We start from the raw sequence: 18,358 nt of genomic DNA, 5'->3' as shown, positions 1-18,358 counted from the left end.
GGATTTCCGCATGGCCACCGTCAAGGTCGACAAGAGCAATTTCGAGGCCGATGTGCTCAACGCCAAGGAGCCGGTCGTGGTTGATTTCTGGGCCGAATGGTGTGGCCCGTGCAAGATGATCGCGCCGGCGCTCGAAGAGATCGCCACCGAACTCGGCAGCAAGGTCAAGATCGCCAAGCTGAACATCGACGAGAACCCGGAACTGGCGGCGCAGTTCGGCGTACGCTCGATCCCGACGCTGATGATCTTCAAGGGTGGCGAACGCGCCGACATCAAGGTGGGTGCCGCGCCGAAGACCGCGCTGTCACACTGGATCAACGGCAACCTCGCCTGAGCCAATCAAAATGTTTGAAGGACAAGCCCGGCCATCGCGCCGGGCTTTTCTTTGGCGTCATCGCTCAACGTGCTCTGGCCCTCGCGCAACGGTCTTCCATGTCTTCTGCTTGAAAAGGACAGGAGAACCCCATGACCGGATCCGCCAAGGCCACCGTCTTCATCGACAATGAGCGCGTCATCGTCACCGAGTACCGCTTCCAGCCGGGCGACAACACCGGCTGGCACCGCCATGGCCACGACTATGTCGTCGTGCCGCTGATGGACGGCAAGGTGAAGCTCCTGACCAAGGACGGCGAATCCTTCGCCGAGATGAAGAAGGGCGCGCCCTATTTCCGCAAGGAAGGCGTCGAGCACGACGTGATCAACGCCAATGAGGGCGAATACGCCTTCATCGAGATCGAGCTGAAGTAAATCTCTCGCGGCCCAGCGATCACCAGTCGGCGATGCGATCGCCACCAACGAATTGCGCGCTTTTCTCGGTATATTCGAATAGCTCGATCTTCACGCCGTTGGGGTCGCGGATCCAGGCCTGCCAGGTATCGTCGCAGGCATGTTTCTTGGCCGTGATGTCGATGCCCTTCGCCCTTATGTGGGCGATCGCCGCATCGATGTTTTCCACTTCAAGGCAGAAATGGTTGATCTGGTTCAGCTCGCTGTAGCTGGCCTCGTCTTTCTGGAACACCTCGACATGGCTGCGGCCGCCGCAATTGAGGTAGAAGCCGAAAACCGTGCCGTCGCGCAGGAAATTGAATTGGGTGTCCATGCCGAGCACGTCCCGGTAGAAGCTCCGCGTCGCTTCCAGATCATGCGCGAAAATGCAGGCGTGAGCGAGCTGCTTTACCTTGATCATCACTGGCTCCTTGCGGTGATCGGACGCGCGCTCAGGTCGGCGGCGTGCCGTTCTCGGCCAACACGGCGCCGGCCAGGTACAAAGAACCGCCGATCAGGATGCGCGGCGGCGGGCCGTCCCATGTGTCGCGCAGCAGCATCAGGGCGCTGGCGACGGAGCTGACCGGCTCGGCCGACAGGCCGGCCTCGACGGCGCGGATGGCCAGCTCGTCATTCGGCACGCCGGCATCGCTCATGCTCACCGGCACCGTGTAGACATGGCGGGCGAGGCCCTTGAAGGCGCGGAAATAGCCGCTCTGGTCCTTCGTGTTGATCATGCCGGAGATCAGGAACAGCGGCCGCGGGTTCTTGTCTTCCTGCTCGGCCAGCGCCTCGGCGACGACGATGCCGGCGCCTGGATTGTGGCCGCCGTCGAGCCAGATGTCGGCGCCCTTCGGCGCCAGCTCCGCCAGCCGCCCCTGCGCCAGCTTTTGCATGCGGCCGGGCCAGGCGACGCTGGTCATCGCCTTCTCGGCGGCGCGATGGCTGATCTCGAAACCCGCCGCCTTGACCGCGGCGATCGCCGCCGCCGCATTGGCGAACTGGTGTCGCCCCGGCAGGCGCGGTGGCGGCAGGTCCATCAAGCCGTCCTCGTCCTGGTAGACCATGCGGCCGTTTTCCTCGTAGGCGAGGAAATCCTGGCCGTAGACGAAGGTCGGGCAATCGAGCCGCTCGGCGGTTTCGATCAGCACCTGCAGCGCCGTCTCGGTTTCCTGGGCGCCGATGACAACCGGGCAGCCGGGCTTGATGATGCCGGCCTTTTCGGCGGCGATCAGCTCGACACGGTCGCCGAGATAGGCCTCGTGGTCGAGCGAGACCGGCATGATCACCGACACCGCCGGCCTGGCCACGACATTGGTGGCGTCGAAGCGGCCGCCGAGGCCGACCTCGATGATGGCGGCCGCGGCCGGATGTTCGGAAAACAGGATGAAGGTGACGGCGGTGAGGATCTCGAAGACGGTGATCTTCTTGCCTGCATTGGCCTTGGCGACGCGGGCGATGGCTTCGGCGAAAACCTCGTCGTCGACCAGCCTGCCGCCGCCATCGGCGGCAAGACGGTAGCGCTCGTGCCAGTTCACCAGATGCGGCGAAGTGTGCACATGGACCAGATGCCCGGCGGCTTCGAGCAGCGCTCGCGAAAAGGCCGCGCATGAGCCCTTGCCATTGGTGCCGGCGATGTGGATCACCGGCGGCAGCCGGTCCTGCGGGTTGCCCAGCCGCTCGAGCAGCCGCGAAATCCGGTCGAGCGAAAGGTCGAAGCCTTTCGGGTGAAGCGCCATCAGGGCTTCAATTTCACGGTCGGCGGCAAGCGTGGTCATAAAAGAATCCTAAGCGTGCGCGGAGTCTCGCGCAATCGCGGTTCGCGGCTAAGAACGCCGCGTCAGGCCTGCGGCCGTGCTTCCGGCTGGGCAAGCGCCGGCGGCAGGATCTCCGGCTCCAGCGGCTTCTGCTCTTCCGGCATCTTGAGCAGCATCTTCAAGAGCCGCGAAATCGTCTGGCGCAATTCGAGCCTCGACACCACCATGTCGACCATGCCGTGCTCCATCAGATATTCGGCGCGCTGGAAGCCGTCGGGCAGTTTTTCGCGGATGGTCTGCTCGATGACGCGCGGGCCGGCAAAGCCGATCAGCGCGCCGGGTTCGGCGATGTGGACATCGCCCAGCATGGCGTAGGACGCGGTGACGCCGCCGGTGGTCGGATTGGTGAGCACGACGATATAGGGCAGGCCCGCCTCTTTCAGCCGGTCGACGCCGACCGTGGTGCGCGGCAACTGCATCAGCGAGAGAATGCCTTCCTGCATGCGGGCGCCGCCGGAGGCAGCGAACAGGATCAGCGGCCGCTTGCGCTGCAGGGCAACCTCGAAGGCGTGCACAATGGCGTCGCCGGCGGCCATGCCGAGCGAGCCGCCCATGAAGGCGAAATCCTGCACGGTCACCACCACCGGCAAGCCGTCGATGGCGCCCAGCGCATTGACGACGGCGTCCTCCAGGCCGGTCTTGGCCTTGGCGTCCTTGAGCCGGTCGGTGTAGCGCTTCTCGTCGCGGAATTTTAGCGGATCCTGCACCACCTTGGGGTTTTCGAGCGTCTCGTATTTGCCGTCGTCGAAGAAGTATTTCAGCCGCTCCTTGGCCGAGATCTTCATGTGATGGCCGGAGGACGGGATGACGAACTGGTTCTGCTCCAGGTCCTTGTGGAACACCATCTCGCCGGTCTCGGGATCCTTGATCCAGAGGTTTTCGGGCATGTCGGTGCGACGGCCGAGCATCGAATTGATCTTCGGGCGGACGTAATTGGTTATCCAGTTCATCGCTTCGGCTCCTGTCCTGACGAAGAGGTAGGAAGATTATTCGGCGGCAGCAAGGCGGGCCGAGCGCACGCCTTGCGACAGCCCGCTGACCAAAGTGGCGACCGCTTCGGCCGGATCGGCGGTCTTTTCGCCCTTGGGCCCGAGCACATTGGCCACCGCATTGACGATCGCGGTGCCGACGACGACGCCGTCGGCATTGGCACCGATAATGCGCGCCTGCTCGGCGGTCTTGACGCCGAAGCCGACGCAGACCGGCAGGTCGGTATGGCCCTTGATGCGCCTGACGGCCGCCGCCACCTTGCCGGTGTCGGCCAGGGCAGAGCCGGTGATGCCCGTCATCGAGACATAGTAGACGAAGCCGGAGGTGTTCTGCAGCACCTTGGGCAGGCGCTTGTCGTCGGTGGTCGGCGTCGCCAGGCGGATGAAGTTGATGCCGGCCTTGAGCGCCGGGATGCAGAGTTCCTCGTCCATCTCCGGCGGCAGGTCGACGACGATCAGCCCGTCGATACCACTGGCGATAGCGTCCTTGAGGAAACGGTCGACGCCGTAGATGTAGATCGGGTTGTAGTAGCCCATCAAAACGATCGGCGTTTCATTGTCGCTGGCGCGGAATTCCGACGCCATCTGCAGCGTCTTGACCAGCGTCTGGCCGCCTTTCAGCGCCCGCAGGCCCGCCGCCTGGATCGCCGGGCCATCGGCCATCGGATCGGAAAATGGCATGCCCATTTCGATGATGTCGGCGCCCGCCTTGGGCAAGGCCCTCATGATCGATAAAGCGGTGACATAGTCCGGATCGCCGCTCATGAAATAGGTGACTAAGGCGGGGCGGCCTTCGGCTTTCAGTTTTGCCATGCGGCGGTCGATGCGGGTGGTCATGATCAGATCTCCATGCCCAGCATCGAGGCCACCGTGTGCACGTCCTTGTCGCCGCGGCCGGACAGGTTGACGATGACGATCTGGTCCTTGTCCATGGCCGGTACGATCTTGACCGCATGCGCGATGGCATGGGCCGATTCCAGCGCCGGGATGATGCCTTCGACGCGCGTCGTCAGCTGGAACGCTTCCAGTGCCTCGTCATCGAGGATCGGCACATATTCGACGCGACCGCTGTCACGCAGCCAGGAATGCTCGGGGCCGACGCCGGGATAGTCGAGGCCGGCCGAGATCGAGTGGCCATCCATGATCTGGCCGTCGGCATTCTGCAAGAGATAGGTGCGGTTGCCATGCAGCACGCCGGGCGCGCCGGCATTCATCGAGGCGCAATGCTCGATGCCGTCGAGGCCGCGGCCGCCGGCTTCGATGCCGATGATGCGGACTTGCCTGTCGTCGAGGAAGGGATGGAACATGCCGATGGCGTTCGAACCGCCGCCGACACAGGCGATGATGGTGTCGGGCAGCCGGCCTTCCTGTTCGAGGATCTGGGTGCGCGCCTCGGAACCGATGACCGACTGGAAGTCGCGCACCAGTTCCGGATAGGGATGCGGGCCGGCGGCGGTGCCGATCAGGTAATAGGTGTCCTCGACATTGGTCACCCAATCACGAAGCGCTTCGTTCATGGCGTCCTTCAGCGTGCCGTGGCCGGCGGTCACCGGCCTGACTTCGGCGCCGAGCAGCTTCATGCGGAAGACATTGGGGCTTTGGCGGGCGACGTCGGTGGCGCCCATATAGACGACGCACGGATAGCCGAAGCGGGCCGCGACCGTGGCCGAGGCGACACCATGCTGGCCGGCGCCGGTCTCGGCGATGATGCGCTTTTTGCCCATGCGCTTGGCGAGCAGGATCTGGCCGAGGCAGTTGTTGATCTTGTGCGAACCGGTGTGGTTCAGGTCTTCGCGCTTGAAGTAGACCTTGGCGCCGCCGAGATGTTTCGTCAGGCCTTCGGCGAAATAAAGTTTTGACGGCCGCCCGGCATAGTGGGTCGACAGGTTCTGCAGCTCGGCTTTGAAATCGGGATCGTTCTTGACCTCATTCCAGTGCCGCTCCAGGTCGAGGATCAGCGGCATCAGCGTCTCGGCGACGAAACGGCCGCCAAAGATGCCGAACATGCCCTGCTCGTCGGGTCCGGTGCGGAAGGAATTGGGTGTCGCCGGCTTGTCCATCGCCGATCTCCTGCATCTGGTCTTGAGCATGTCCTTGGCGGAAAACCGGTTCCCACTTCTCCGGGACATGCTTTGGTTTAGAGCACGCTCAGGCGGCGCGGTTGTCGCGTTCTGCCCTGACGGCCCGGAAAAACTGCTCGATCAGCGCCGGCTCCTTGACGCCCGGCGCGCTTTCCACGCCCGACGAAATGTCTATTCCGGGCGGATTGGCAAGCTGGAGGGCATCGCCGATATTGGCGGCGTTGAGCCCACCGGAAAGCATGTAATCGACGCCGGCGTCAAGGCCGGCCAGAATGCGCCAGTCGAAGGCGACACCGTTGCCGCCCGGCAATTCCGAACCTTTCGGCGGCTTGGCATCGAACAGGAAGCGGTCGGCGATGCCTATGAAGGGTTTTGTCCGCTCGATATCCGCGGCCTCGCTGACCGACAGCGCCTTCATGACCGGCAGGCCATAACGGGCCTTGACCCCGGCCACCCGCTCCGGCGTCTCCGAGCCGTGAAGCTGCAGCATGTCGGGGTGCATTTTTTCGACGATCTCGTCGAGGAACGCATCGCCGGCATCGACCGTCACGGCGACGGCGCCGGCCTTGCCGGTTGCCGCCTGGCGCAGGCGCCCGGCTTCTTCGGGCGCGACATAGCGCGGGCTCTTGGCGAAGAAGATGAAGCCGACATGGCTGGCACCACCGGCCAGCGCCGCGGCCAATGCGTCATCGGTCTTCAACCCGCATATCTTGATGTCGAGCGCCATGGCGCGGGGATTGGCACGAAACAGCTTAAGAGTCGAGAAAAAGCATGCTGTTTGCCGCCGGGGCGGAAAGCACTACCTTTCAATTAGGGAAACACAGGCGGGAGCAGATAGTCATGACTGACCAGAGCGTTGCCCAACTCAGGCAAAAGATCGCGCAGGCCCACGAAGTGATCGCGCATCTGATGGACAAGGCAGCCTTCAACGGCGCCGAGGCGCACCGCGCGCTCGACTATTTCGGCGGCGACGCCTTCGAGCGGAATTTCCTGCCGTGGCCTCGCCAGGGCGACGAGGGGTTGCGGCCTGAGGAGTTGAACGCGGCGAACGATGATTGAGCGGCTGGCCAAGCTGGCCCGGACGACGCAATTCCGGACGGAAAGCCGTTTCACACTTTTCCTGGAATTGGTCTAATCGAACACGATCGCCTGTAGCGCACCGCCATTGCGCTTCAGCCAGTCCTTGCAGCGCTCGGTGTCGGGGCAGAGTTGCTCGCACAATTTCCAGAATTTCGGGCCGTGGTTCATCTCCTTGAGATGCGCCACCTCGTGCGCGACGAGGTAGTTTATGACCGGCGCGGGCGCCATCATGATGCGCCAGGAGAAGGACAGATTGCCGTCGGAGGTGCAGGAGCCCCAGCGGCTCGACGTGTCCTTGAAACGGATCGCCTTGGCGCGCTTGCCGATGGCGGCGCTGTGCTTGGTCACCAGGCGCTCGATCTCGCGCTTGGCCTCGCGCTTGAGGAAATCGGCGATGCGGCGCGGCAGGTGCACGCGCTCGCCATGCACGATCAGCAGCGGGCCGCGCTCGTCGCGCGACACGGTGACGGTGCCGCGTTTGGCGGGTTCATGGACGATTCGGTGCGCCACGCCGCGCACCGGAATCTTGATGCCGGGCCGCACCTGCGGCCGTGTCGGCACCTTGGCCAGCCGCTGCTCCAGCCAGTCCTGGTGGCGGTCGAGGAACTTCTCGACCTCGCCGCGGCGCAGGCCCGGCGGCACGGTGATGCGCAGGCCCTGACCGCCGGAATCGATGCGCAGCGTCAGCCGGCGAGCCCTGGCGCTCTCGACGATCTTAAGCGGCAGCGTGCGGCCGGCGACGCAATGTTCGCGCTCGACGATCGGCGTCGGCTTGGGCTTGGTCAGGTTGCGGAAGAAGCCGAAGGACATGGCTGGACGATACGCGATTCGAGGAAAACGACCAGTGGAGCGAAGCTGAAAAGAGAACAAAAAAGAAACGGCGCCGCTTGCGCGACGCCGTCTATCGTGCCGGGGCCTGTCGCGCGGCCTCAGTCGTCAAGCAGATTCGAACCCTTGCGCTTGGGGGTCGTCCCGGTGGTCTTGGACGCTGTCGTCGTCGGGGCAGTCGACTTGTTGCGATTCGCCATGAAGCGATCGAACTCGTCCTGGTCCTTGGCGCGGCGCAGTTCGCGAGCGTAGTCGTCGAACTCGGTCAGCATCTCGTCGAGCTTGCGGCGCTCTTCGGCGAGGCGCTCAAGCTCCTTTTCGCGCCAGTCGTCGAAAGCGACGTTGCCGGTGCGGGCGGAGCCGTGGCCCCAGCGCGCGGCCTTGTCGGAACCGCGGCGGCAGCCGGCGAAGATACCGTCCGTGGCGCGGTTGACGTCGCGCTTGAAGCCGTCGAGCCGGTCGCCCCAGATGATGTAGGCGAGCATGGCGAAGCCGAGCGGCCAGAACACCATGAAGCCGATCACCATCAACGCGATGGTCGCCGGCGTCCAGGCCGGGCGGATCAATGCAGTCGTGTTCATTTTCTCCCAGTCCTTCCGTTGGAGACAGCCAGATCGGCTGCGTGGAATCGAAATGGGATGGGGAAAACGGCGATTCAAGACAGATCCGGCCAAAACCGGACAAAGAGCTGAAATGATTATTTCTTTTTGAGCATTTCGAGGAAAAGCACGGCCAGGCCGGCGACCAGGCCCCAGAATGCGGCGCCGACGCCGAACAGCGTCAGCCCGGAAGCGGTGACGGCGAAGGTGACGGTGGCGGCCATGCGCTCGCCCTCTTCCTTCAAGGCTATCGACAGCGCGTTGGCCAAAGGGGCCATCAGCGCCAGGCCGGCGACCAGCACGATCAGGCTCTGCGGCAGGACAGCGAAGATCGCCACCAGCGAGGCGCCGAAGATGGCAAAGACCAGATAGGCAAACGCATAGAAGGGACCGGTCTTCCAGCGCTCGGCCGGGTCGGGGTGGACATCCGGCCCGGTGCAGATCGCCGCCGAGATCGCCGCCAGATTGGTGGTCGAGGCGCCGAATGGCGCCGACAGCAGCGAGAACAGGCCGGTGACGCCGATCAGCGGGCCAGGCTCGGGATGGTAACCGGCGGCCCTCAGCACGGCGAGGCCGGACAGGTTCTGCGAGGCCATGGTGACGAGGTAGAGCGGCAGAGCCAGCCCGATGATCGATGCAGTGCTGAAATGTGGCGCAATCAGTGTGAGGGTCGACAGTTCCGGCGTCGGCAGGCCGCCGACACGGCCGGTGAGGAAGGCCGCGAAGCCGCCGCCGATCAACACCGCAAGAACCGACAGTGCCGGGTTGAACAGGCGGATGACAAAAAATGTCCCGATCAGCGGCAGGATCAGCCAGGGGTCGGCGGGAATGGTCTTGACCGCGCCGGTGGCGAAGCTGACGAGGATGCCGGCCAGCATGCCGGAAGCGACCGAGGCCGGTATCCTGGCGATCAGCTGGGTCAGCGGCTTGAACAGGCCGGTGGCGATCAACAGGATGGCGGTGACGATGAAGGCGCCCACCGCATCATTTATCGTAAAGCCGCTCGATGCCGCGATCAGCGCGAGGCCTGGCGTCGACCAGGCGGTGATGACGGGCATTTTCGTGCGCCAGGACAGCCACAAGCACTCGATGGTCATCGCCAGGCACAGCGCGGTGACCCAGCTCGCCGTCTCGACCTGGGTGGCGCCGACCGCCTTGGCGGCGGCGATGACAACGGCCAGCGTGCCGCCAAAGCCGACGATCGCCGCGACAAAGGCGGATATCGGGATGGAAATGCGCATGACCTACCCTGCTCGCCGCACCATGTCGCCCACCGCCCGCATCAGCATGTCGAGATCCTGGGGTCGGGACAGGCGGTGGTCGCCATCGGGGATGAGCGACAGCGTCACGTCATCGGCCGGCAGCAGGGCGGCCAGCTTCAGCGCATGGCTCGACGGCACGTCGGCGTCGGCCAGGCCCTGCAGGATGTGGACCGGGCAATGGGTGTCGATCGGCCCGGTCATGACAAGGTTCTTCCTGCCGTCCTCCATCAAGGCGCGCGTATAGATGTAAGGCTCGGCCGAATAGTCGGACGGCTCCTCGAAGAACCCCTTCTCAGTGAGATCGCCCTTCTGAGCCTCGGTCAGCACCGGCTCGACCAGCTCGGCGGTGAAATCCGGCGCCGGGGCCAGCAGCACCAGGCCGGCGATGCGGTCGTCACCCGCCTTGCGCAATTCCTGGACCATGCGCAGCGCGATCCAGGCGCCCATCGAGGAGCCGACCAGGATCTGCTTGCCCTTGGTGAAGCAGCGGAAGACGGCGAGGCTTTGTCCAAGCCATTTCGAAATGGTGCCATCGGCGAAGACGCCGCCCGATTCGCCGTGGCCGGAATAGTCGTGACGCAGGAAAGCGCGGCCTTCCTTTGCCGTCCACTCAGCCAGCGTCTCGGCCTTGGTGCCCAGCATGTCGGATTTGTAGCCACCGAGCCAGACGACGCCGGGCGCAGCCCCCGGCGCCCGTCTGACGGCGATATCGGTTCCCTCGACTTCCAGAAACTCAGGCGCAGTGGCGGTCATGGCTTTCCCTCACGCCGGGTCTTTTGGCACAGCCGGGCGCTCAACGAAAAGCGGTCTACAACTTTCTTTGCTTGGTGCAGGCTCGCGATCAGGTGATTTCCTGAGAAGGCTGTGCTATTGACTTGCGCCGCGCGCTCACCACATTGGCGCGTCCTGAACATCCGAACTGCAACAACCCTGAACGAAACGGCTCAAGGAGACCACGACCATTCGCAGACCTTTCAAAGCAGCGGCGCCCACCAAGGATGGGCCGCGCTCCAACCGCGACATCCGGGTTCCCCGGGTCCAGCTTATCGACGCAGAAGGCCAGAACCGCGGCGACGTTTCCATCAACGACGCATTGCTGCTCGCCGAAGAGGCCGGGCTCGATCTGGTTGAGATATCGCCCAATGCGGTACCGCCCGTCGTAAAAATCCTCGATCTCGGCAAGTTGAAATACGCCAACCAGAAGAAGGCGGCCGAGGCGCGCAAGAACCAGAAGGTCATCGAGATCAAGGAGATCAAGATGCGCCCGAACATCGACAGCCACGACTACGAGACCAAGATGAAGGCCGTGCGGCGCTTCTTCGAGGAAGGCGACAAGGTCAAGCTGACGCTGCGCTTCCGTGGCCGCGAGATGGCGCATATGGAACTCGGCATGCAGCTTCTGAACAAGGTCCGCGAGGAAGTGGCGCCGATTGCCAAGGTCGAAGCGGAACCGAAGCTTGAAGGCCGCCAGATGATGATGGTGCTGGCACCCCGCTGATCACGATCAGTTCAGCGTGGTCATCGCGCTTTAAATCCGCCTGAATCATACCCCAGGGCGTCCCGGCGATCGGCGGGACGCCTTTTTCTTGTCCAGACGCTGCAATCGAACCCTCGACGATCGGATCCCGCGACATGGTCAATGAAGTGAAGCGCGCCGAGGACTTCAAATATGGGCTGGGCAACTACCAGCACACGCGCCGGATGGTGCTTGCGGTGCTCGTCGTCGTCCTGTTCGCGGCGCTGCTGTTCGGGCAGTCGACCTTTCCGCCAGACACCCCGGTGCATGAGTCCATCGAAATGTTCGGCGTGCTGCTGATCTTCCTCGGCGTCGTCGGACGCTTGTGGTCGACGCTCTATATTGGCGGGCGCAAATCCGCCGAGGTGGTGACCGGCGGACCCTATTCGATCACCCGCAACCCACTCTATGTCTTCTCGAGCATCGCCGCCGCCGGCGTCGGCGCACAGATCGGCTCGATCACAGCCACGATCGGCTTTGGGCTGCTCTGCGCGGGGGCCTTTTACATTGTCATCCTGCGCGAGGAGAAATTCCTCAGGGAGGCTCTCGGCGCGCCATACCAGGCCTATCTGGCGAAGGTGCCGCGCTTCTTCCCAAGGCTTTCGCTTTATGAGGAAGGTGATACCGGCAGCTTCAAGCCGCGCCTGCTGTTGACCACTTTGCTCGACGGGTTGGTGTTCCTGGTGGCGCTGCCCGTCTTCGAAACCATCGATGGCGCGCAGCAGTCGGGGATACTGCCGGTTCTATTCCGGCTGCCATAACGTCGCATCCCGGCGGGTGTTGCGCGCAAGCCTGCTTTGACGTATAGGACCGCCGTTCCAAGAAAACCGCCCGGCAGGGCATGCCGTGGCGGTTTCATTTGCTTTTCGGGCTTTGGTCGGCCCGAAGCGAACAAAACAAGAGGCGCGGAGTGCCGAAGGCACGACAGGGACCTCATAGAAACGGAGTAGCAAAATGCCCAAGATGAAGACCAAATCGGCCGCCAAGAAGCGGTTCAAGATCACAGGTACGGGTAAAGTCCTGTCGGCTGCGGCCGGCAAGCGTCACGGCATGATCAAGCGTTCCAACAAGTTCATTCGAAATGCCCGCGGCACGATGGTTCTGGCTGAACCGGATGGCAAGAAGGTCATCAAGAATTTTCTGCCGAACGGCCTCTAAGGCATTCGGTCCGGACACGATTAAGGAGATCATGACATGGCACGCGTAAAGAGAGGCGTCACCTCGCACGCCAAGCACAAGAAGGTCCTGAAAGCCGCCAAGGGTTTCTACGGCCGCCGCAAGAACACCATCCGCATCGCCAAGCAGGCGGTGGAAAAGTCGCTGCAGTACGCCTATCGCGACCGCAAGAACCGCAAGCGCTCGTTCCGCGCGCTGTGGATCCAGCGTATCAACGCCGCGACGCACGAGCACGGCCTGACCTATGGCCGCTTCATCGACGGGCTCAACAAGGCCGGCATCGAGATCGACCGCAAGATCCTGTCGGACATGGCCATCCACGAGCCGCAGGCTTTCGCCGCTCTCGTGGCCAAGGCCAAGGTCGCGCTCGAATACCTCAAGAACACCACGCCGAACGCTTTTGAAAGCGCTGTCGCTTAAGACCAGCGCTTCCCAAGCATTCGCAATTCTGATTTGGGGAACCCGCGCTGGCACGGCTGGCGCGGGTTTTTCTTATGCCTAATCGGGTCTGGAACATGAGCGATATGGAAACTCTCGAAAATTCCCTGATGGCCGACATCGCCTCGGCCGCCGACGAGGCGTCGATCGAAGCCGTGCGCGTTTCAGCGCTCGGCAAGAAGGGCTCGGTCTCCGAAATGCTGAAGACACTGGGCGCGATGAGCGCCGAGGAGCGGCAGGTGAAGGGCCCGGCGATCAACGGCTTGAAGAACCGTGTCACCGAGGCGCTCACCCAGCGCAAGGCTGAACTGAAGGACGTGGCGATCGCCGCCAGGCTCGCCGCCGAGACGGTCGACGTGACGCTGCCAGTGCGGCAGTCGCCGGCCGAGCGCGGCCGCATCCACCCGATCAGCCAGGTCATCGACGAGATCGCGGCGATCTTCGGCGACCTCGGCTTCGCCATCGCCGAAGGCCCAGATATCGAGAGCGACTATTACAATTTCACCGCACTGAATTTCCCCGAGGGGCATCCGGCGCGCGAGATGCACGACACCTTCTTCTTCCAGCCGGACGAGAAGGGCGAGCGCAAGCTGTTGCGCACCCACACCTCGCCGGTGCAGATCCGCACCATGGAGCGGCAGAAGCCGCCGATCCGCATCGTCATCCCCGGCAAGACCTACCGTCAGGATTCCGATGCCACCCACTCGCCAATGTTCCATCAGGTCGAAGGCCTGGTGATCGACAGATCAGCCAACGTCGCCAACATGAAGTGGGTGCTGGAGGAGTTCTGCAAGGCCTTCTTCGAGGTACCGAGCGTCAAGATGCGCTTCCGGCCGTCCTTCTTCCCATTCACCGAACCCAGCCTCGAGGTCGACATCCAGTGCGACCGCTCGCGGCCGGGCGAAGTGCGCTTCGGCGAAGGCTCCGACTGGATGGAGATCCTCGGCTGCGGCATGGTGCACCCCAATGTGCTGCGCCATGGCGGACTCGATCCCGACGAATACCAGGGCTTTGCCTGGGGCATGGGCATCGACCGCATCGCCATGCTGAAATACGGCATGCCGGACCTGCGCGCCTTCTTCGATGCCGACGTGCGCTGGCTGTCGCATTACGGCTTCCGGCCGCTCGACATGCCGACTTTGTTCGGGGGCTTGAGCGCATGACAGCGCCGCACACTGGCGGCTGCCGTTGCGGCGCCGTGCGGTTCGAGGCCTCGGCCGAACCGCACCATGTCAGCTATTGCCATTGCGGCGATTGCCGGCGGGCGAGCGGCGCGCCAGTGTCGGCCTTTGTCGGCTTCATGTCCGACCAGGTCGCCTTCACCGGCAAGGCGCTGAAGATGTACGAGAACGGGCCGGTGACGCGCTCGTTTTGCGGCATCTGCGGCTCGCCGATCGCCTATGTCGACGAGCGGTTGGAGGACCACATCTATTTCATGCTCGGCGCCATGGACATGCCGGCCTATTTCAAGCCGACGCACCATGCCCATGTGCGCGAGCAGCTCCCCTTCCTGCACATGCCCGACGACTTGCCGCGTCACCTGAAGACCAGCGTGCCCAGACCATCATCGTCTAACCCAGACGGAACACAGTCATGAAATTCACCCTCTCCTGGCTCAAGGATCACCTCGAGACCGACGCTTCGCTGACGGAAATCGTCGAGCGGCTGACATCGATCGGTCTCGAAGTCGAACATGTCGACGACAAGGCCGGCCTGAAACCCTTCGTCATCGCCAAGGTGCTGACGGCGGTGCAGCATCCCGATGCCGACCGGCTGCGCGTGCTGACCGTCGACACCGGCGACGGCAAGGCTCCCATTCAGGTCGTCTGCGGCGCGCCGAACGCCCGCGCGGGCCTGATCGGCGCCTTTGCAGCACCCGGCACCTATGTTCCCGGCATCGACGTGACGCTGACGGTCGGCAAGATCCGCGGCGTCGAGAGCCACGGCATGATGTGCTCGGAGCGCGAGCTGGAGCTGTCGGACGAGCATCACGGCATCATCGACCTACCCGCCGATGCGCCTGTCGGCACCAGCTTCGCCGCTTATGCGCATCTCGACGATCCGGTGATCGAGATCAACCTGACGCCGAACCGGCCGGACGCGACAAGTGTGTACGGCATCGCCCGCGATCTCGCCGCGAGCGGCCTCGGCCGCCTCGTCGGCGGCGCGATCATGCCGCATGCCGGCAGCGGCATGTGCCCGGTGAAGGTGACGATCGAAGCGCCGGAGCTCTGCCCCGGCTTCGCGCTGCGGCTGGTCAAGGGCGTGAAGAACGGCCCGTCGCCGAAATGGCTGCAGCAGAGGCTGATCGCCATCGGGCTCAGGCCGATCAGCGCGCTGGTCGACATCACCAATTACGTCACCTTCGACCGCGGCCGGCCGCTGCATGTGTTCGACGCCAGGAAGGTCGCCGGCAATCTCACCGTGCGGCGCGCACGCGATGGCGAGAAGGTGCATGCGCTCGACGATCGCGAATACATATTGACGCCGGAAATGTGCGTCATCGCCGACGAGGACGGCGTCGAATCGATCGCCGGCATCATGGGCGGCGAGCATTCGGGTTGCGACGAGAGCACCACAGACGTGCTGATCGAATCCGCACTTTGGGATCCGATCACCACCGCGCGCACCGGCCGTACGCTCGGCATCATCAGCGATGCGCGCTACCGCTTCGAGCGCGGCGTCGACCCGGAATTCATGGTGCCGGGCGTCGAGCTGGCGACGAAGCTGGTGCTCGATTTCTGCGGCGGCACACCGACGGAGATGGAGGTGACCGGTTATAGCGGCCACAAGCCGAAGATCGTTGCCTTCCCGCTGTCGGAAGTGAAGCGGCTGACCGGCATCGAGGTGCCCAGGGCGGAAACCCTCGACATCCTGTCGCGCCTCGGCTTCGAGCCGCAAGGCGCGGGCGAGGTCGTCGACGTGAAGGTCCCCTCCTGGCGGCCGGATGTCGACGGCAAGGCCGACCTGGTCGAGGAAGTGATGCGCATCCACGGCGTCGACAACATCGTGCCGCAGCCGCTTGGGTCGCACGACGCGGTCAATTCCAAAATCCTGACCACGCTGCAGATCCGCACCCGCACGGCCAAGCGTGCGCTTGCCGTGCGCGGCATGATGGAGGCCGTCACCTGGTCGTTCATCCCCGCCAAACACGCCGAACTGTTCGGCGGCGGCCAGACGGCGCTGAAGCTCGCCAATCCGATCGCCGCCGACATGTCCGACATGCGGCCGTCGCTGCTGCCCGGCCTGATCGCGGCCGCGCAGCGCAACGCCGACAAGGGCATTGGCGACGTAGCGCTGTTCGAGGTTTCGGGCACCTATGAGGGTGACGGCGCCGACCAGCAGCGGCGTGTTGCCGCCGGCGTGCGCCGCGGCACCGCCAAGCTCGACGGCTCCGGACGCAACTGGGCCGGCAATTCAGGGCCGGTCGGCGTGTTCGACGCCAAGGCCGATGCGATCGCCGCACTCGAAGCCTGCGGCGCGCCGGTCGAGCGGCTGCAGGTCGAGGCGGGCGGCCCGGCCTGGTACCATCCCGGCCGCTCCGGCACGATCAAGCTCGGGCCAAAGGTGGTTTTGGGTACGTTCGGCGAATTCCATCCGAAGACGCTTGCAGCGCTCGATGTTTCCGGACCGCTGTGCGGCTTCGAAGTTTTCGTCGACGCCGTGCCGGAGCCGAAGGCCAAGCCGACGCGGACCAAGCCGAAGCTGGAGCTCTCCGCCTTCCAGGCGGTGAAGCGCGACTTCGCCTTCGTCGTCGACAGAAGGGTCGAAGCCGGCACGCTGGTGCGCGCGGCTTTGGCCGCCGACAAGAAGCTGATCACCGGCGTCTCGGTGTTCGACATCTTCGAAGGCGCCTCACTCGGTGCCGCCAAGAAGTCGATCGCCATCGAGGTGGCGATCCAGCCGGTCGAAAAGACTTTGACCGATGAGGATTTCGAGGCGCTGGCCAAGCGCATCGTCGAGAATGTCGGCAAGCAGACGGGCGGCGTGCTTAGGGCCTGAGGGATTGCGGACAGGTGGCGAATCGCTCTCCAAAGGGCGATGGACCATCTTCGCTATGCCGGCCTCTCCTTCGAAGAGCAGCGCGCTGCGTTTCTCGACATCGTCGCGGCTGAACCGCTGCTTGTCGAAGCGCTGGCGCGGGCACGCCAGCTTGGACCTGCCGGGCTGGCTGGTGGTGTCCGGCGCGCTCTACAACAGCATCTGGAACCATCTGACCGGCAAGCCGTCGGGTTACGGCATCAAGGATGTCGACCTGTTCTATTTCGATGACAGCGACCTGTCCTACGAGGCCGAGGACGCGGTCCTTTGCCGGGCGGCGCAGCATTTCGCGGGGCTGACGCTACCGGTCGAGGTACGTAACCAGGCGCGGGTGCATTTGTGGTATCCCCAGAAATTCGGTCAGCCGTGTCCGCGCTACACGAGTTCCAGCGAGTCGGTTCGCTATTTCGCTTCGAAGACCCATGCGGTCGGGGTTCGATATGATGGGGACGGGCAGCTTGAGCTGGTGGCGCCGTTCGGGCTCGACGATATTTTCTCGTTCCGCATCACGCCGAACCGGGTGATGGATAATCAGCGCACGCATGAGGCGAAGGGTGTGCGTGTCCAAGCCAACTGGCCGGAGATTGCTGTTGTGCCGTGGTAGGACTGCTATGCCTTAACGCTCGGCTCGGTGATGCCGAAGCCAGAAATGTCCCGCCGACGTCTCGCAACCTTCCGAGCTGCAAAGCCATCGAAAAAGGGGACGCCGAAGCGCCCCTCTTTTCTAATCACCCAATGATCACGCTCACCCATTCACCAGCGCCAGCAGTTCTTCGGTGTAGCGCTTGCCGACGACCTTGTCCGGCGAGAGCGCATCGCCGATGGCCGCCACCTCGGTCTGGCTCAGATCGATCCCCGCAGCCGCCGTGTTCTGCTCGAGATGGCGGATTTTTCGCGCGCCGGGGATCGGCACGATGAAATCGCCCTGGTGCAGCACCCAGGCGAGCGCCAGCTGCGCCGAGGTCACGCCCTTCTCCGCCGCCATCTTTTCCAGCGTAGCGACGACCGCGGCGTTGGCCGCCATCGCGTCGGCCTGGAAGCGCGGCAAGCCGCGGCGCCAGTCGCCGTCGCTCAAGGCCTCGGGGTTGGCGATGGTGCCGGTGAGCAGGCCGCGGCCGAGCGGGCTGTAGGGCACGAAGCCGATGCCGAGTTCGCGGCAGACGGCAAACACCTCTTCCTCCGGGTCACGGCTCCACAATGAATATTCGCTCTGCACGGCCGATATCGGATGAACCGCGTGCGCCCGGCGGATGGTGGCGGCACTGGCCTCCGACAGACCCAGCGCCCGCACCTTGCCCTCGCGCACCAGCTCGGCCATGGCGCCGACCGTGTCCTCGATCGGCACGTTGGGGTCGACGCGATGCTGGTAGTAGAGGTCGATGACATCGGTGCCCAGCCGCTTCAGCGACGCCTCGGCGACCGCCTTGACGTGTTCGGGGCGGCTGTCGACGCCGGCCATGCGCTCGGTGCCGTTGCCTTCCTCCAGGATCTTGAAGCCGAATTTGGTGGCGATGGTCAGCCTGTCGCGGAAAGGTTTTAGCGCCTTGCGGAGCAGGATCTCGTTCTCATAGGGGCCATAGACTTCCGCCGTGTCGAAGAAGTTGACGCCGAGCTCGACGGCGCGATGCAGCGTGGCGATCGCGTCCTTCTCTTCCTGGCCGCCGTAAACAAAACTCATGCCCATGCAGCCAAGGCCGACCGGGTAGACGTTCAATTCAGTGCCTAGCTTGCGGGTTTGCATCACGCGTCTCCTTTGTTTGCTTGTT

The 18,358-nt window shown here is 64.0% G+C and carries 21 protein-coding genes and 1 pseudogene; 11 read left to right on the top strand and 11 right to left on the bottom strand.

Annotation, left to right across the window (positions count from 1 at the left end):
* Nucleotides 1-10 precede the first annotated feature (10 nt).
* The gene (gene trxA / locus ACFX5Q_RS00585) at nucleotides 11-334 is read left to right on the top strand and encodes a thioredoxin (protein WP_006201263.1); all 324 of its coding nucleotides are present in this window, start codon (nucleotides 11-13) and stop codon (nucleotides 332-334) included.
* Nucleotides 335-465: 131 nt separating this feature from the next.
* The gene (locus ACFX5Q_RS00580; RefSeq protein WP_140606681.1) at nucleotides 466-747 is read left to right on the top strand and encodes a cupin domain-containing protein; all 282 of its coding nucleotides are present in this window, start codon (nucleotides 466-468) and stop codon (nucleotides 745-747) included.
* A 19-nt stretch (nucleotides 748-766) separates the two neighbouring features.
* Here the strand turns inward: ACFX5Q_RS00580 and ACFX5Q_RS00575 are convergent, their stop codons facing one another.
* From ACFX5Q_RS00575 to ACFX5Q_RS00550, 6 genes are all read right to left on the bottom strand, one after another.
* On the bottom strand, nucleotides 767-1,186 hold the full coding sequence (locus tag ACFX5Q_RS00575) for a VOC family protein (protein ID WP_404274571.1): 420 nt from the start codon (nucleotides 1,184-1,186) through the stop codon (nucleotides 767-769).
* 31 nt (nucleotides 1,187-1,217) lie between these two features.
* Nucleotides 1,218-2,543: a bifunctional folylpolyglutamate synthase/dihydrofolate synthase gene (locus tag ACFX5Q_RS00570; RefSeq protein WP_404274570.1), complete on the bottom strand. Its 1,326-nt coding sequence runs from the start codon at nucleotides 2,541-2,543 to the stop codon at nucleotides 1,218-1,220.
* A gap of 62 nt (nucleotides 2,544-2,605) precedes the next feature.
* Nucleotides 2,606-3,532 carry an acetyl-CoA carboxylase, carboxyltransferase subunit beta gene (accD, locus tag ACFX5Q_RS00565; protein ID WP_404274569.1) on the bottom strand — a complete coding sequence of 309 codons (927 nt, stop codon included), beginning with the start codon at nucleotides 3,530-3,532 and terminating at the stop codon, nucleotides 2,606-2,608.
* Between the two features lie 36 nt (nucleotides 3,533-3,568).
* Nucleotides 3,569-4,408 carry a tryptophan synthase subunit alpha gene (trpA, locus tag ACFX5Q_RS00560; protein WP_404274567.1) on the bottom strand — a complete coding sequence of 280 codons (840 nt, stop codon included), beginning with the start codon at nucleotides 4,406-4,408 and terminating at the stop codon, nucleotides 3,569-3,571.
* A gap of 2 nt (nucleotides 4,409-4,410) precedes the next feature.
* Nucleotides 4,411-5,631 carry a tryptophan synthase subunit beta gene (trpB, locus tag ACFX5Q_RS00555; protein WP_404274566.1) on the bottom strand — a complete coding sequence of 407 codons (1,221 nt, stop codon included), beginning with the start codon at nucleotides 5,629-5,631 and terminating at the stop codon, nucleotides 4,411-4,413.
* An 88-nt stretch (nucleotides 5,632-5,719) separates the two neighbouring features.
* A complete protein-coding gene (locus ACFX5Q_RS00550; protein ID WP_404274564.1) occupies nucleotides 5,720-6,379 on the bottom strand; it encodes a phosphoribosylanthranilate isomerase in 660 nt (219 codons plus the stop codon).
* 44 nt (nucleotides 6,380-6,423) lie between these two features.
* Here ACFX5Q_RS00550 and ACFX5Q_RS00545 point away from each other — a divergent pair, with 44 nt between their 5' ends.
* Entirely contained in the window at nucleotides 6,424-6,711 is a 288-nt protein-coding gene (locus ACFX5Q_RS00545) for a hypothetical protein (RefSeq protein ID WP_246800695.1), read from the top strand.
* 72 nt (nucleotides 6,712-6,783) lie between these two features.
* Here the strand turns inward: ACFX5Q_RS00545 and ACFX5Q_RS00540 are convergent, their stop codons facing one another.
* From ACFX5Q_RS00540 to ACFX5Q_RS00525, 4 genes are all read right to left on the bottom strand, one after another.
* Nucleotides 6,784-7,542 (bottom strand): M48 family metallopeptidase, encoded by a 759-nt coding sequence (locus ACFX5Q_RS00540; RefSeq protein ID WP_404274563.1) that lies wholly within the window; start codon nucleotides 7,540-7,542, stop codon nucleotides 6,784-6,786.
* A 119-nt stretch (nucleotides 7,543-7,661) separates the two neighbouring features.
* Entirely contained in the window at nucleotides 7,662-8,141 is a 480-nt protein-coding gene (locus ACFX5Q_RS00535) for a DUF2852 domain-containing protein (RefSeq protein WP_404274561.1), read from the bottom strand.
* A gap of 116 nt (nucleotides 8,142-8,257) precedes the next feature.
* On the bottom strand, nucleotides 8,258-9,400 hold the full coding sequence (locus ACFX5Q_RS00530) for a benzoate/H(+) symporter BenE family transporter (protein WP_404274559.1): 1,143 nt from the start codon (nucleotides 9,398-9,400) through the stop codon (nucleotides 8,258-8,260).
* 3 nt (nucleotides 9,401-9,403) lie between these two features.
* Nucleotides 9,404-10,174 carry an alpha/beta hydrolase gene (locus ACFX5Q_RS00525; protein WP_404274557.1) on the bottom strand — a complete coding sequence of 257 codons (771 nt, stop codon included), beginning with the start codon at nucleotides 10,172-10,174 and terminating at the stop codon, nucleotides 9,404-9,406.
* 208 nt (nucleotides 10,175-10,382) lie between these two features.
* Between ACFX5Q_RS00525 and infC the strand changes: the two genes are divergently transcribed.
* The 8 genes and pseudogenes from infC to ACFX5Q_RS00485 all read left to right on the top strand — a co-directional run bounded on the left by infC (nucleotide 10,383) and on the right by ACFX5Q_RS00485 (nucleotide 17,196).
* Nucleotides 10,383-10,919 (top strand): translation initiation factor IF-3, encoded by a 537-nt coding sequence (gene infC, locus ACFX5Q_RS00520; RefSeq protein ID WP_081482097.1) that lies wholly within the window; start codon nucleotides 10,383-10,385, stop codon nucleotides 10,917-10,919.
* Nucleotides 10,920-11,053: 134 nt separating this feature from the next.
* On the top strand, nucleotides 11,054-11,698 hold the full coding sequence (locus ACFX5Q_RS00515) for a methyltransferase family protein (protein WP_404274556.1): 645 nt from the start codon (nucleotides 11,054-11,056) through the stop codon (nucleotides 11,696-11,698).
* Nucleotides 11,699-11,891: 193 nt separating this feature from the next.
* Nucleotides 11,892-12,095 (top strand): 50S ribosomal protein L35, encoded by a 204-nt coding sequence (gene rpmI / locus ACFX5Q_RS00510; RefSeq protein WP_006201248.1) that lies wholly within the window; start codon nucleotides 11,892-11,894, stop codon nucleotides 12,093-12,095.
* Nucleotides 12,096-12,131: 36 nt separating this feature from the next.
* Nucleotides 12,132-12,533: a 50S ribosomal protein L20 gene (gene rplT / locus ACFX5Q_RS00505; protein ID WP_006201247.1), complete on the top strand. Its 402-nt coding sequence runs from the start codon at nucleotides 12,132-12,134 to the stop codon at nucleotides 12,531-12,533.
* 95 nt (nucleotides 12,534-12,628) lie between these two features.
* Entirely contained in the window at nucleotides 12,629-13,714 is a 1,086-nt protein-coding gene (pheS, locus tag ACFX5Q_RS00500; protein WP_404274546.1) for a phenylalanine--tRNA ligase subunit alpha, read from the top strand.
* A complete protein-coding gene (locus ACFX5Q_RS00495) occupies nucleotides 13,711-14,148 on the top strand; it encodes a GFA family protein (protein ID WP_404274544.1) in 438 nt (145 codons plus the stop codon). The genes pheS and ACFX5Q_RS00495 overlap by 4 nt, the downstream gene beginning before the upstream one ends.
* Nucleotides 14,145-16,553, top strand: a complete 2,409-nt coding sequence (gene pheT / locus ACFX5Q_RS00490) for a phenylalanine--tRNA ligase subunit beta (protein ID WP_404274542.1) — start codon at nucleotides 14,145-14,147, stop codon at nucleotides 16,551-16,553. The genes ACFX5Q_RS00495 and pheT overlap by 4 nt, the downstream gene beginning before the upstream one ends.
* Nucleotides 16,554-16,592: 39 nt before the next feature.
* Nucleotides 16,593-17,196: pseudogene (locus tag ACFX5Q_RS00485) on the top strand (nucleotidyltransferase family protein).
* A 141-nt stretch (nucleotides 17,197-17,337) separates the two neighbouring features.
* Here ACFX5Q_RS00485 and ACFX5Q_RS00480 read toward each other — a convergent pair.
* On the bottom strand, nucleotides 17,338-18,333 hold the full coding sequence (locus tag ACFX5Q_RS00480) for an aldo/keto reductase (protein ID WP_404274541.1): 996 nt from the start codon (nucleotides 18,331-18,333) through the stop codon (nucleotides 17,338-17,340).
* Between the last annotated feature and the right edge of the window lie 25 nt (nucleotides 18,334-18,358).

Origin of the sequence: Mesorhizobium sp. IMUNJ 23033 (genome assembly GCF_044778005.1) — a bacterium.
GTDB classification, from domain to species: Bacteria; Pseudomonadota; Alphaproteobacteria; order Rhizobiales; family Rhizobiaceae; genus Mesorhizobium; species Mesorhizobium amorphae_A.
Note: the sequence above shows the minus strand (reverse complement) of the source record. Positions and strands in the feature narration are given on the sequence as shown.